We start from the raw sequence: 14265 nt of genomic DNA, 5'->3' as shown, positions 1-14265 counted from the left end.
CCTCCTTATTGGGCTAATCTCCGTTATTTAACTGCTGCTTTAATGGCTGCGGCCATTTCTGCAGGGGTAATCGGGTCATTATTCCACTTGGCCAGGGAAACCACGTTCGCCTGTCCGGCAACAATACGCTGCACTTCACCCACATACTGGCCGTAATTAAGTTCAGCCACAATGATGGTTTTAACTTTTTTCGCCAACGCTGTGATTTGTTTTTCCGGCGAAGGCCAGATGGTGATGGGACGGAACAGACCGGCTTTAATACCCTGTTGCCGGGCTGCTTCAATAGCAGCATAGGCAGTACGGGCTGTACCGCCGAAAGCAATGACAGCCACCTCGGCATCTGTGAGGTTCTGCTCCTCATAGGTAACAATATCATCAACATGATCATAGATTTTGGTGTGCAGCCGGGCAATCAGTTCCTGCGAAGTACTGTTGGTGCCACTGGGAAAACCGGTATAGTCATGAGCCAGTCCAGTAACGTGGAAACGGTAACCGTCCCCATAGGCCGGCATCGGCGGTACACCGTCCTCATCCGGCTTATAGGGCAGAAACTCGCCGGGTGGCAAAGCGGGCTTTTTCCGATTGACTATTGTCAGGCTGTCCTGGTCGGGGATCTCAATTTTTTCCCGCATATGGCCAATAATTTCATCAAGCAGCAGCACCACCGGTGTCCGGTACTTCTCGGCCAAGTTGAAGGCTTCTACTGTCAGTGTAAAACATTCGGGCACACTGGCCGGACTAAGCGCAATAACGCCCCGGTCGCCATGCGACCCCCAACGGGCCTGCATAACGTCGGCCTGGGCCGGTGAGGTCGGCTGACCCGTGCTGGGACCAACCCGCTGCACATTGACGATGACACAGGGAACCTCTGCCATAGAGGCATAGCCAATTAATTCCTGCTTCAGGGAAAATCCCGGACCGCTGGTAGCTGTCAGAGATTTAACCCCGGTCAGCGCCGCACCGATGGTAGCCGCCATACCGGCAATTTCGTCTTCCATCTGAATAAAACTGCCACCAACCTGCGGTAACCGTTTGGCCAATAGCTCAGCCACCTCAGTAGAAGGTGTTATCGGATAGCCGGCGAAAAACCTGGCTCCGGCGGCAAGCGCGCCTTCTGCACAAGCATGATTCCCCTGCATAAGTACTGCTTTTGCCATGAATACATTCCTCCGTTCGTTATAACTTATTTATCGGCAACTACGTAAATTGCATAGTCCGGGCATCTGAGTTCGCATTGTCCGCAGGCTATACAAGCGTCAGCGTCAGCAACCTCTATCTTACCCAGGTCGTCGAGTTTCAGTACTTTCTTGGGACAAAACTCGATACAGATTCCACAGCCTTTACAAAAGCGAGGCACGGTTTTTAGCATTTTTGTTCCTCCTATATCTTTTACCGGTAAGCTTATGCATTAAATAATTTACCGGGATTTAATAACCCATGTTGATCCATAACCTGTTTTAGTTTCTGCCCGGCGGCAAAACCGGTTTCCCCTGTCTCCCATTTTAAAAACGGCGCTTTCATATAGCCAATACCATGTTCACCCGACAGCGTGCCGCCGAGGTCTAAAGCCGCCTTGAAAAGCTCTTCCACGGCCTGTTCAACCCGCTCCATTTCAGCATGATCATGTTTATTGCTTAGTATATTGGGATGAAGATTGCCGTCACCGGCGTGCCCGAAAATAACCATTTTCAAATCATACTTTTTGGCTATTTCCCGCAGGCGGCGCACCATCGAGGGAATTTGACTACGGGGTACGGTCGCGTCTTCGGAAATCTTGGTCGGATTTATCTTGCCGCAGGCCGGCGAAATAGCCCGGCGGGCCTGCCATAGCTTGTCGATATCCTCCGGGGTAGAAGCAGCCTTAATCTCGGTAGCCCCACACTCTCTGCAAACCTTCATGACATGCTCGGCCTGTTTGGCAATAGCGGCCGCACTGCCGTCGACTTCAATCAGCAAAATGGCTTCGGCGCTGACCGGCAGTCCCACCTTAAGGTAATCCTCCACCGCCCGGATAGTCAGATTATCCATTATTTCCAAGGTTGTCGGAATAGTACCGGAGGCAATCATTTCACTGACAGTATGAGCGGCATCATCCAGGCTGCTGAAAATAGCCAGCAGCGTTTGCTTGGCGGCGGGCTTATCAACAAGTTTCAGATAAATCTTGGTAACGATGCCCAGCGTGCCTTCAGAGCCGACCAGCAGCATGGTCCAGTCCGGGCCGGCCATTTCACCATCAAATTTATTGCCAAGCTCAACAACGCTCCCGTCAGGCAGCACGACCTCCAGCCCCAGTACATAATCTCTGGTAATACCGTATTTAACCCCACGGGGGCCTCCGGCGCACTCGGCGATATTGCCGCCAATGGTAGACGTTTTGGCACTGGCAGGGTCAGGAGGATAGAATAAACCGGTCTGGGAAACGGCGTTTACAAAGTTCTCGGTTATAACGCCGGTTTCGACTACAGCTACCCGGTTAGCCGTATCAATCTCAATAATTTTGTTAAGCCGGGTTAAAACTAGGCTGATCCCGCCCTTTACCGGTACCGACCCTCCGGACAAACCTGTAGCCGCCCCTCTGGCGGTAACCGGAACATTATACTGAACAGCCAGCTTAACAATGGCAACAATTTCGTCAACACTACCCGGTTTAACGACCACATCCGGGGGAAAGTCCCGAAAGGTGGCATCGAATGAATAACAAATCCGATCTTCCAGCTGGTCCATTACATAACTTGCGCCAACCAACCGTTTTAATTCCGCGATCATTTGCTTTTCCAATTCTCGCACCTCCTAATCCAGACCGTAAGCTCTGGCAATAATTTCGGCAGTGTGTAACACCTTCATATTACTGCTTCTTTGCGCCAGGCCGTCAGTAATGTGCATGAGACATGCCGAACAGCCGGTTGCCAGGATGGAGGCACCCGTTTTTTCCGCATTATCCAATTTCCAGTCATTGATGGTCCGGGAAAGGTCATAGTAGGCCAGACTGAAAGTACCACCGGCCCCACAGCATTTGGCAGCATCTTTCATTTCGGCATATTCCACGCCGGGAATGGCCCTGAGGAGCTGCCGGGGCTCTTGGGAAATCCCCATGCCCCTGACAAGATGACAAGGGTCATGATAGGTTATTTTAGCTCTTACCTCCCGTAAATCCTGCTTGATTCCCCTATCTACAACAAATTGTGTAATATCTTTTACTTTTCCGGCTAAATTTTCCCAGGACTGTTTCACAGCCGGGTCTTCGATTATTGTCCCATACTCGTGCTTTAAAGCAGCGCCGCAGGATGCACAGCCGGTAATGATAGCATCATAATTTCCGGCAGCCAGAAGCTTAACATTTTCTTCTGCCAGATACCGTCCTATCCGGTAATCGCCGGAGGTAAACGCCGGAGTGCCGCAACAACTTTGCTTAGCCGGGATGACGACCTCGACATTATGCGCCTTTAAAATTCTAACAATGGCTTCACCTGCTTCAGGGTAGATATAATTCAGCATACAGCCTGTATAAAATGCCACCCGGGCTGTGGGTGAAGCTACTCGTGATACTTCCGGCAGCCGGGTCCTTAGAGGCGTGTCGGCCAGCGGCGGAATAATCCGCCGCTGGCTAAGCCCGGCACTGGGCATAGCCAGCCGCGCTACTTTCCCCCTGCCATTAGGGGCATCCTTAAATACTATCCCCTGGAAAACAGATCCCATTTTGAGTCCCAAATCAAATAACTTACGATAAGCAAGCCCGGTAAATGCCAGTTTTTTGGCCAAGGGCAGGCCATTTTTGTCCGCCAGGACCCGTCGGGCGCTTAAAAACAGTTCATCGGTTCTCACCCCGGACGGGCACCCCGGCACACAGGCTTTACATAGCAGACACTTGGACATTCGGGCCTGCAAGGCCGGTGTCAGTTCTAGCTTTCCCTCGCTAACCGCTTCTAACAGCTTCACCTTGCCGCGGGCGGTGGTATTTTCATTATCCGCTGCCTGAAATACCGGGCAAACAGATCGGCAGGTACCACAGCGGATGCACTTAACCAGTTGTTTTTGCCATTCATGGTGCTTATTCTCCATTATTTCACCTCCGCTGCCGCCGGGCGATTCAATATCTCTCGGGGATCAAACGCCGCTTTGGCCCGCTGCTCCAGAGCGGCCAGGACTCCGGCTGGCTTTTTGCCTGCCAGTCTGTCATATTTACCGGCACATATCCCGCCCGCCTTGCCAACCGCCGCAGCAACTTCCGCCAGGAAGCCTTCCGGCGGAAGAGCTGCATCCAGGGCAATACTCAGCTTACCTTCAGATACCTGGCCAAAAAGACCGGCTTTGAGGCCGCTTCGCTCTGCGGTTTGGTAAAAAGCCCTGATAAATTCTCCCTGGGCTGTAAAGGCCATTTTATATTCGTCGGTCAGTATATATTTGTCGGTTGGGCGATACAGTATGCTCCACCTTGCAGCGGTCTGCCCGCTGCCGTCCATTTCCTCCCGTACTGTCCCGCCATGCTTTTTAATAAGAATTGTGGCGATTTGGCCCTGTTCCGCGGTTTCTTCCTGTAAGCCGTCAAATTCCAGCAGCGCAAGCTGCCCCGCCACGGCGTCCTGAAAAATAGCTTGCACAACATCATCCACCCATACTTGATAAGCCGGAACCACCCGGCTGTCTTTCAGGTCCCTGGCAAAGGCCAGCAAGGCGTCCACCCCCGGAAAAACGACGGCTAACGCCCGGCGGGTCTCCGGCAGGGGTAATAATTTCAGCAAAAATTTAGCTGTAATACCGAAATCGGTGAACGGCGCATTAAAGAACCGGGTAAAATCATAGCCGGTGACATTCTTAACCGTTTTCCCTCCGGTAGTAAGCAGTTCACCGGTTGGCAACACCACCTCCGACCCCATTAAGAAATGCTTGGTACTGCCGTATTTTAGGCTGGATAAATTTGCACAGCCTTGATAAAATAACTCTCCTACCGTCCTGTCATGGTAAAACGGGGTATCTGCCGGTATGAACCTGAGTTTTTGTTCTGCCAGCATAGCAGCCAGTTTACCTAGTTTGACACCGGGACCGACGGTGGCGACAAGGTTGGCTGCGTCAATCTCCATTACTGCATCCAGCTTCGCTAAATCGACAGTTACTCCCTCGTGGCGGCCCTGGCGATAGACATTCAGCGGACTGCCGCCGGCGTGCGCTGTCCGCAGTAAGTGCTGTAACTCCTCGATAGTCTGAGGGGATACGGTTTGGCTCACTTTCGAATACCTCCTTCAAAAACCAGTTCTAATAGTATCCTAACGATTTACGTCTTATCAGCACATTGATTTCTGACCAAACGCAGGAATTAACAGACGAACCCCTGGAATCCGTCCACAAAAGGCGGTCCTTAAGCAGAAAAACACTCCTGAAGAGTGCTTTTCTTATCCTGGTACAGTTGCCGGCGCGGCCGCCATGCCAACACCCCTTGAGGACAGCCACGCCCGCGGGAAAAATTATAATTTTACAAAACGGACCCGCAAAATTCCTTCCACGCCGCCAAGGAATTGCAAAGTATCTTTCGAAACCTCCGAGTCGACAGCCAGTACCATCATAGCCTGCTGTTCGGTAAGTTTACGGCCAAGCTGCATTGTGGCAATATTTACTTTGCCAACGCCCAGTAAGGTCCCCATTTGGCCAACCACCCCCGGTTTATCTGTGTTTTCGGCAATGATCATGTACGGGGTAGGATTAATATCAAATTCATAGCCATTAATCTCAACAATTCTCAGTTCACCTTTGCCAAACGTAGTCCCGCTGATAGTAAACTCCTTGCCGTCATGGGATGTTACCTTAAGAGTAATCAGGGTCAAATAATTATTAGCCGAGGATTTTTTGCTTTCGGTTACCGCCACGCCTCTGCTTTCCGCAATAACATTGGCATTTACGTAATTAATTCTTTCCTTCAGAACCGGCTCGAATAAGCCTTTCAGGATGGCCAGCGATACGACTGAGGTTTCGAGAGCCGCGACTTCGCCCCGATACATGATTTCCACCTTTTCGACGGCGTCTTTTTCCAGTTGATAATACATTTTTCCCAAAGTCTCGCCCAGTTTTAAGTAAGCCTTAATCGCGTCTAATTCCTGGACAGGCAGGGTAGGCAGATTAACTGCATTAGGCACCATTTCGCCTCTTAAGGCCGAAATAACTTCCTGGGCCACGGTTATACCGACATTATCCTGGGCTTCGACGGTATCGGCGCCGGCATGCGGCGTTACAATGACATTGTCATAGTCTAAGAGCGGGGAAGTAGCATGCGGCTCTCCTTCCAAAACATCGATTCCGGCCCGTTTGACAATGTTGTTCTTGATGGCTTCCATCAGCGCTTCTTCGTTTATAATCCCCGCCCGGGCGCAGTTGATGACGGTTAAGCCTTTTTTAGCGGCTTTAAACTGTTCCTTGCCGATCATGCCATAAGTCTCCTCAGTCTTGGGGGTATGGACTGTTAAAATATCGCACTGGGCCATCAATTCTTCCAGTTTGTTTTTCCTCTCGACTCCGAGATTTTTAAACCGGCTGTCACTGATATACGGATCATACGCAATGATGTTCATACCGAAGGATTTTAACCGGGTAGCTACTAATGACCCAATCCGGCCCAGACCAACGATACCTACCGTTTTACCAAGCAGTTCCATGCCTTTTAAACCGGCGCGGTCCCATACCCGTTCTTTTAGCCGGTTGTGCAACTGCGGAATATTGCGGCAGGTCGCAAACAATAGACCGATGGTCAGTTCAGCTGCCGAGACAACATTGGACTCCGGGGTGTTAACAACAATAATGCCGCGTCTGGTGGCGCCTTCCATTTCAATATTGTCCACGCCGTTGCCGGCCCGGCCCACTACCTTCAGCCTGGCAGCCTTCTGATATAAGTCCTCGTTGACTTTGGTATTGCTGCGCACAATTAGAGCATCATACTCGCCAATGACGTCAAGCAATTCCTGACGCGTCAGGCTGGTCTTTACGTCGACGACGGCTCCTTCCTGCGTAAGTTTTTCCAGACCTTTTTGGGCTATAGGCTCCGATACTAATACCTTCATTTTTTTTACCCTCCGTTTTTTTAATCTGTGATAGCAGCCGGTCCGGCCGCATTCGAATCGATTTTGTCAAAAATTTGAGTAATAAAAAAACTCACCCCATACGATTGGGGCGAGTTTTTACCCGCGTTGCCACCCAGCTTAGACCGGAAAAGGTACAAATAGGCTGCAAAATAAAAAAAGCTCTCTATCCCTATAGGGACGAGAACTATTCCCGCGTTGCCACCCATGTTGCCTTCCGGCCAACTTTAGCCGCTATATTGGGCGGATCCCAGTCTGATTCATCACCAGCCACTCCCAGGCGGAACCTTATTGTCGGGTGTACCGGCTCACACCAGCCGCCGGCTCTCTGAACACCTTCCATTAGGCTTCCTGTTCATTATGTTTAAACTATGAACTTAGATCAAATTATACTGTGTACACAGCTATAAGTCAAGTGTCCATTTAATAAGATTTAATTATTTTATTTTGAAATATTTTTTTCATAAAACATGCATCAACTGTAACATCGTATTAGAATTCGCGATATCTTGCCAAACGATTCTCATCTAAAATAACTATCTGTTGCTCGGCAAAATCAATCACTTTATCTTTCTTCATAGAACTCAGCACCCGGCTGACAGTCTCCCTGGTCGTTCCAACTAAATTAGCCAGATCCTGGCGGGTCATGTCAATATCAATCTGGACTCCCCCGGGGACCGGCCGGCCGTATTGCTGGGACAACCGGCTTAAAATTTGCGCCGTGCGGGCCAGGGTGTCCGATAAGGCCAAGGTTTTTATCTTCAACTGCGCATGCAGCAGCTTCTTGCTCATAACCCTGATAATATGCAGGGCAATACGCGAGTTTTCCGCTACTACATTTTCCAAATCGTTATTTTTTATTATGCCGATAACCGAGTCTTCCATTGCAACCGAGGTGGCTGGATAAGGTCCGCGGTTAAATAGCAGCACTTCAGCAAAAACCTCACCTGGCCCTAAAATATTAATAATATGCTCGCGACCATCCTGAGCCATCTTCACAATTTTTACTTTGCCGCTTTTAACATAGTGAAAACCCTCGCCAGGTTCGCCTTCCATGAAGATAATCATGTTTTTTCTGTAGCGCCGTTCAATTGTAACCTGACTAATAGCCGCTAAATCAGCGGGCGCTAACTCCTCAAAGATAGGTATGTGCTTTAAGTATTCCAATTCCAGCATAAATACTCCTCCACCCATAAGCCGTTACATCATATATAGGTAAAAGTCCAGCCCGCAAGCTGGACTTATAGTCCCCAACAGGCTATTCACCCGGGCTGATAGCGCCAACCGGGCAGACGGCCGCACAGGCGCCGCAGTCAATACATAGTTTAGGATCAATTACGTATTGAATATCACCTTCAGAAATTGCTTCCACCGGACAAACCGATGCACACGCACCACATTTTACACATTCAGAGTTAATATTATAGGCCATTGTTTTTCCTCCCTTTGCAATTGTTGCTTGTAATATTTTACCTGTATACCTTCGTTTGCTGTGCAAATCAGGTTGTACAGGTCAGGCTTGTATATTAGTATTTGCACTTTACCGGCTTTTAGGTGGCTTTATGCTGAGGAAATTGTTGCTTTTTATGATATAATTGAGATGTTTTTCAGCTTGCAGTTAAGAGGGGATATATGATGTGTTATTTTTATCGTCTGCTAGCAGCCTTGTTGCTGGCCGCGCAATTAGCGGCGCCTGTCAGTGCCGATTCCATTATAAATGGCGAATATACCACCTATGCTCCCGGTCCCGACGACGATGTAAAAGTCACTTGCTATGTTGATGAAAACTATGACCGTTTTACCGACTATGCCAATGGCTATTCTCTAAATATTCCTCATGAGCTTACGGTAGATGCCTCCCGCTCGCCGGTGGTTACCGTCCTGGCAAACCAGAATCTGCGCATGGAAATCTTCTACGATAATTTTAAGGGTACACCGGCAACCGTTGAGGACTACATCCATTATAGCAACAAATTTATTGATAACACCAGGGACCATACCCTGCTGCATGACGAAACCTACCGGCAAAACGGCTTCAAAGTCCACCTTTTAAACTGGACACGCCCCAAGCTTGTCCATGTGCCTGACGACAAAAATTTTTACAGCAGTATTGAATTAATTAAAAACACCAATGAAGTGTATACCGTTATCATCAAATCTGCCAAGCCGATTACCAATGCCCAAGAAATTGCCGCCAGTTTTACGCTCACGGAACGCCGCGGCGCACCGCGCTTCAATCTGCCGGTAAAACAAAGCCATACGAGATTAAATAGCGAGACTCAAGCCTTCTATGAAAAATTCTTTGGTGTGAAAAGTCCCCTGCGCTGGGGTATTTTTGAGCCGGCCGCTCCCCAGACATTTGAAAAGCTGGATATCTTAGAGCAGCAGCTAAATTATACCTTTCCGGTACTCCTTCGTTATCAGTCCTTTGATGAGAACCTGCCGGTCATGGCCCTGAATGCAGCTTATGATCACGGCCGCGTTGTCGAGCTGACACTGCAGACTACCTACAATTTTCAGGATAACTCGGGCGCTATATATGACATCCTGACTGGAAAGTATGATGACTATTTTGCTTTGTACGCCAAACAGCTAAAGGAGTTTGGCCACCCTGTGCTGTTTCGCTTAAATAACGAAATGAACGGCGACTGGTGCTGGTACTCAGCCCATCACTACAGCAAGGACGCCGAGCTGTATAAGGCTATGTGGCTGTACATCCACAAAGTTTTTGATGAGAACGAAGTCGACAATGTGCTGTGGGTCTGGAATCCCCATGATTTATCTTTTCCGGATTTTAAATGGAACCATTATCTCATGTATTATCCCGGCGATGAATACGTGGATATTATTGGTTTGACAGGCTATAATACCGGTACCTATTTCGCTGGTGAGAACTGGCGGGAATTTGACCGCATATATCCTTCCGTCTATACCGAATATGACAAGTATTTTGCCAAGCCGTTCATGATAACCGAGTTCGGTTCCAACTCGGTCGGTGGCGATAAGTCAGCCTGGCTGTCCAGGATGTTTGCGCAAATCGGCAAGCTTGACAAAATAAAGGTAGCCATCTGGTGGAACGGTATCGACTACGACTCTGCCGGCAGGCCTGGCCGGGTTTATATTCTCGACGAAACCGAGGAAACAACAGCCGCTTTCCGGCAAGGACTGCAAAAATTCTCCCGGAATTAAATTACGAACGACCTTTGGCACGTTTGATAGACCACATAATAAACTTTCGCGCTTCCACGCGGTTCATGTTTTTATGCTTTTCCATGTCACGCCTGGCTTTATGCCAAACTTCCCGGAGACTTCCCCCCCGGTCCAAATTCGCCGCGCCGATGGTAATACTGAGCGGCAGCCCGGACTGGCGCAGATTATGGAGATCAATATAGTATTTAATATCTTTTTTGACATCTTCGATGCCGGCGGCAAAATCCGGCACCAACAGGACAAAGTGGTCACCGTCTGTCCGCGCCGCTGTACAGGCAGGTCCGCCTACGGCCTTAATAATATCGGCCGTGGCAAGAATAACAGCATCCCCTGCCGGCTCGCCCAAATAATCGTTGATGACTTTCATACCGTCAATACTTAGCGTTATAATTGCATCACCTGGCTGTCCATTGCGGGCAGCCAGTATTTTTTCGAAACCCGCTTGCACAAGTAAACCGGTAAGAGTATCTGTCTCAGGCTCAGGTTGCCCGGCCGCCGGTTCTTCGGCCGGCTCCGGGTGCAATGGCGGCTTTGCTGCCCGGAGACCGTTTAGAGGTTCCGGCATCTTAGCATCCGCCTCTATTGCCCGGATAGCCTGCTTGTCACCGCGCCGGGCCACAGCATTAAACTTGGAACCGGCAGGAATTTCTTCACGTACAGGCGTTTCTTGCCTTACAGCCGAGTCCTGCCTGGCTGCTTTATAAGCTGCCGTTGCCAGTACTCTGTCAATAACGACAGCCGGCGTAGGTTCAGGAGCCGGATCCGGTTGAAGCTGTACTTGCTGATGTTCTCTGACCGCGGCGATAGCCGCCTGTATCCCGGCCGTATCCTCATCCTGCTCAGCTGTTTTTATCTCCGGCTCGTAAACAAAGGCCGCGGCCTGCTCATAGGCCCGGGGTGCTGTCTGCCGTTTGTTACCAACATGTTTCTTGCGCACCGGCAGAGGTGATACCTGGTGAGCAGCAGCCGGTTCAAAGCCGCGGCGCACAAAATAAACCATAAATAAGAGCGGTATTACACCCAGTAGATAAACTCCGCCCAGCCAGGCAAACCAGCGTTCAATTCCCGGCTCACCGGCAGCATCGGGTATCAGTTCAATCGCCGCAACTTCGCTGGTTTCCTTAGGAATAACACCGTACACAATTCCGGTTGGCTCACCCTGAACAGATACAGGCACGGCAATCACAGTGACCGCTTTACCTAACTGCCAGTCGGCCGCCGGCGCCTCACCGACATATTCCCGCCCAGCCAGGGCCTCTAAAAAAAAGGGCATATCGCCAATATAGCGGCCGCCTGTCCCGTTATTTTCCACGCGAATCCGCCCGTCATGCCCGGCATAGCCTAACACGGCAAAGCCAGTACCTGCGTCAAGAAATGCCTGCAACTCTGCAGCCGCACTCTCCGTGTCACCGGTACTAATGCCTTTTAATTTGGCCATTCCCCGGACATACGCCGTTTGGTTTGAAAGCAAGGCGGCCGTAGCGTCGCCACGAAGTTTCGCCAGTGCATCCGCATGCGCCTGGCTGCTATGATTGACCTGCTGGATTTCGACGTAGGCAACCTCGGCAATAAAAATAACCGGCAGTAATATGGCTGCCCCCAACAGCATGTATATGTATTTTCTAAATTTATTTAAATGCAGCATGCCTTCCCTCCGCCAGATACTACTCAAGCCGTATTTTTGCAGCAGGACGTTGTTGAATTGCTTTTAGTACATACTCCCGGCTGCTTTTGCCATGAAGTTCCTTATCATGGTACATACGGCTGTCAGCTTCTTTAAAAATCTCCAGTATTCTCACTGGTTTAGCGCTGGCCGCCCAGCCAATGGACATTCCGACCGGAATGTCCGGCAGTCCGGCATTATAACCAGCCAACGCATTTTTCAGACGCTCGCCGGTTTCGCCGGCGGCATTTACCGGGCCCTCAGTCACAATAACTGCAAACTCATCGCCGCCAATACGGGCGGCAACGGCATTTGCCGGCACTGTTTCCTTTATGAGCCGGGCAGCCGCTAGAATAAACTGATCGCCGGCATCATGCCCCCAATTGTCATTTATCATCTTAAGTCCGTCTAAATCGCACACAATAATACCGGCAGGAAACCTTTGCGCTTTTTCAATCCTCTGGATTTCTTTTTCAAAATAGGCCCGGTTATAAAGACTGGTAAGCTGATCATGAAAGCTTAAGTACTCTAAATGCAATTTCAGGCGGGTATTATCAATGGCCGATGATGTTTGCATGGCAAAGATCTCAAGCATCTGAATCTTTTCCAGAATAATCTCGCTATCATTATTAATCTCAATAACGGCCGTAATGTTGCCGAAACAATTTAACGGCATAAGCAAGCGACGCTGGTTTTCCGCAAGTACATACTGCTTGGATGCAATTACTTTAGCAATAAGAGGATCGGTGATGGCTGTCAGGTCACCCAGCTTAAGTTCCCCATTCTGAAGACTGGCCCGCTGCATTTCACACTCTGACAGAATATACAGCGCGCCTTCCCGGAAGTCAAATCCCAGTGAGGAAGAAAGTGTTTGCAGGTACTTGGCGAGAACATCATAATAATTGCCGGCATCATGGATGGCTTTGGTAACGTAGTGCAGCATAACAAACTGGTCCAGTTGCCTTCCCAACAGTTCCTGGAAATGCCGCAGCTTTTCGTTTAGCATAATATTCTCGATGATAGCGGCAGTTTGTCTGACATAGACATCCAGTAGCTGTATATCCTCAAAAAAAATGCCCGCAGGTTTTTCGGCCAATAGAATGGCTTTGAGTCCGCCTGCTTTACCGATAATCGGCACGGCCGCCTTCAGATTGTCGGGAGTAGTCACTGAAGCTTTGACTTCTATGGCCTGACAGATATACCCGTCTGGTACAACAGCGGCTTCCCGGGCAAATTTCCCGTCTGCCAGCGACAGTTTGGCAGAAAACCGGTCGTTGTCATCAGGCAACAGCACAGCAACATTCTCATAGTTAAAACCGCAGTCACTCAGGTTATGCAAATATGTCTCCCATAACTCATCTGTGCTGTGGCAACCCTGAATATTGCTGGTAAGATAGTGGAGCATCAAGTAATTGTTATTTACTTCCGCTATTTTTTGCTGGGTCCCCTTCAACCGGTTGTTCTCCGACTGAAGCGCTTCCAGTTTAGCCGAAAGCTCCGCAATCAGTTGCCTGGTTTGTTGTTCGTCCATCGGCCCGCCTCTTCTTAAAGATATTCATGGTTTTATTTGACACTTTTGGCAAATATCCTGCCATGGTTAACGTCTCTTCCTCTACCGTCATATAATATAAGAGTAATGGAGGTGGAAGTATGGCTTTTCCGCGCGCATACAAAAAACGGCCTAAAGCCAAGACGCTTACCGCAGCTGAGCTTGCATGCTCGTCAGAAGCTTGTCCCAATGATCCGGACCTGTTGCTTTTGAGGGATGCTGCCGCCGATGAGCGCATTGCGATTGCCTTTTATCTGGAAGCCGCAAAAGGCTCCTGTCTGACCGATCTATTTCTTGGAGTTGCCGAAGATGAAATGCGGCACTACGTAGAAATCATGCGGGAAATATCCCGGTTAGATCCGGTACAGGCACAAATATTTAGAGACGCAGGGCTTGATTCGCTGGTAATGGCCCGACCGGCATTTGAGCCCAAACTCAATGCGGATATTATCCGCGAAACCACTGCTGAGGTGCAAATAACCCCACCCAGCCGTAAAGATATGCCGACAGTAGTTTTCTTGACCAAAGCCATAAGTGATGAACTTATGGCAATCAATAAGTATCAACGTTATATGCAGATGGCGGAGAATGCCTCCGTCCAGAGGTTATTTTGCCGTCTAATGAATGAAGAAAAGGAACATCTCGCCGAGTTTACTGCAGCCCTGTTCGATCTTACCCACGAACCGATATTGCCAGAATAAAACGCGGCTCGCGCCGGGCCAATGGCGACAAGCACAAACCGTTGTTGTCCTTCCGGCAAAAACAACCTCAACTAAAAGGAT

The 14265-nt window shown here is 49.6% G+C and carries 13 protein-coding genes; 2 read left to right on the top strand and 11 right to left on the bottom strand.

Annotation, left to right across the window (positions count from 1 at the left end; all coding sequences use genetic code 11):
- Positions 1-23 precede the first annotated feature (23 nt).
- The 9 genes from SATMO3_RS01310 to SATMO3_RS01270 all read right to left on the bottom strand — a co-directional run bounded on the left by SATMO3_RS01310 (position 24) and on the right by SATMO3_RS01270 (position 8493).
- Positions 24-1157, bottom strand: a complete 1134-nt coding sequence (locus SATMO3_RS01310) for a 2-oxoacid:acceptor oxidoreductase subunit alpha (protein WP_371376415.1) — start codon at positions 1155-1157, stop codon at positions 24-26.
- A gap of 26 nt (positions 1158-1183) precedes the next feature.
- Complete coding sequence (locus tag SATMO3_RS01305; RefSeq protein ID WP_371376411.1) at positions 1184-1369, bottom strand: 4Fe-4S binding protein; 186 nt, start codon at positions 1367-1369, stop codon at positions 1184-1186.
- Positions 1370-1401: 32 nt separating this feature from the next.
- Positions 1402-2778: an FAD-binding oxidoreductase gene (locus SATMO3_RS01300; protein WP_371376408.1), complete on the bottom strand. Its 1377-nt coding sequence runs from the start codon at positions 2776-2778 to the stop codon at positions 1402-1404.
- Positions 2779-2790: 12 nt separating this feature from the next.
- Complete coding sequence (locus SATMO3_RS01295) at positions 2791-4059, bottom strand: (Fe-S)-binding protein (RefSeq protein WP_371376406.1); 1269 nt, start codon at positions 4057-4059, stop codon at positions 2791-2793.
- Entirely contained in the window at positions 4059-5222 is a 1164-nt protein-coding gene (locus SATMO3_RS01290; RefSeq protein WP_371376403.1) for an FAD-binding oxidoreductase, read from the bottom strand. Before SATMO3_RS01290 ends, SATMO3_RS01295 begins: the two co-directional genes overlap by 1 nt.
- A gap of 237 nt (positions 5223-5459) precedes the next feature.
- Positions 5460-7043, bottom strand: a complete 1584-nt coding sequence (gene serA, locus SATMO3_RS01285) for a phosphoglycerate dehydrogenase (protein ID WP_371376401.1) — start codon at positions 7041-7043, stop codon at positions 5460-5462.
- A 205-nt stretch (positions 7044-7248) separates the two neighbouring features.
- Positions 7249-7404: a hypothetical protein gene (locus SATMO3_RS01280; protein ID WP_371376398.1), complete on the bottom strand. Its 156-nt coding sequence runs from the start codon at positions 7402-7404 to the stop codon at positions 7249-7251.
- 149 nt (positions 7405-7553) lie between these two features.
- Positions 7554-8237, bottom strand: a complete 684-nt coding sequence (locus tag SATMO3_RS01275) for a Crp/Fnr family transcriptional regulator (RefSeq protein WP_371376395.1) — start codon at positions 8235-8237, stop codon at positions 7554-7556.
- An 82-nt stretch (positions 8238-8319) separates the two neighbouring features.
- The gene (locus SATMO3_RS01270; RefSeq protein WP_371376392.1) at positions 8320-8493 is read right to left on the bottom strand and encodes a DUF362 domain-containing protein; all 174 of its coding nucleotides are present in this window, start codon (positions 8491-8493) and stop codon (positions 8320-8322) included.
- 200 nt (positions 8494-8693) lie between these two features.
- On the opposite strand from SATMO3_RS01270, the gene SATMO3_RS01265 reads away from it, so the two are divergent.
- A complete protein-coding gene (locus tag SATMO3_RS01265) occupies positions 8694-10250 on the top strand; it encodes a glycoside hydrolase family 26 protein (protein WP_371376389.1) in 1557 nt (518 codons plus the stop codon).
- A gap of 1 nt (position 10251) precedes the next feature.
- Here SATMO3_RS01265 and SATMO3_RS01260 read toward each other — a convergent pair whose 3' ends face one another.
- Both SATMO3_RS01260 and SATMO3_RS01255 read right to left on the bottom strand, forming a co-directional pair.
- Positions 10252-11916 carry a diguanylate cyclase domain-containing protein gene (locus SATMO3_RS01260; RefSeq protein WP_371376386.1) on the bottom strand — a complete coding sequence of 555 codons (1665 nt, stop codon included), beginning with the start codon at positions 11914-11916 and terminating at the stop codon, positions 10252-10254.
- A gap of 19 nt (positions 11917-11935) precedes the next feature.
- On the bottom strand, positions 11936-13465 hold the full coding sequence (locus tag SATMO3_RS01255; protein WP_371376383.1) for a GGDEF domain-containing protein: 1530 nt from the start codon (positions 13463-13465) through the stop codon (positions 11936-11938).
- 119 nt (positions 13466-13584) lie between these two features.
- On the opposite strand from SATMO3_RS01255, the gene SATMO3_RS01250 reads away from it, so the two are divergent.
- The gene (locus SATMO3_RS01250; protein ID WP_371376379.1) at positions 13585-14184 is read left to right on the top strand and encodes a ferritin family protein; all 600 of its coding nucleotides are present in this window, start codon (positions 13585-13587) and stop codon (positions 14182-14184) included.
- The last annotated feature ends 81 nt before the right edge of the window (positions 14185-14265 follow it).

The sequence above is a fragment of the Sporomusa aerivorans genome (assembly GCF_041428895.1).
In the GTDB taxonomy this organism is placed as follows: domain Bacteria; phylum Bacillota; class Negativicutes; order Sporomusales; family Sporomusaceae; genus Sporomusa; species Sporomusa aerivorans.
Note: the sequence above shows the minus strand (reverse complement) of the source record. Positions and strands in the feature narration are given on the sequence as shown.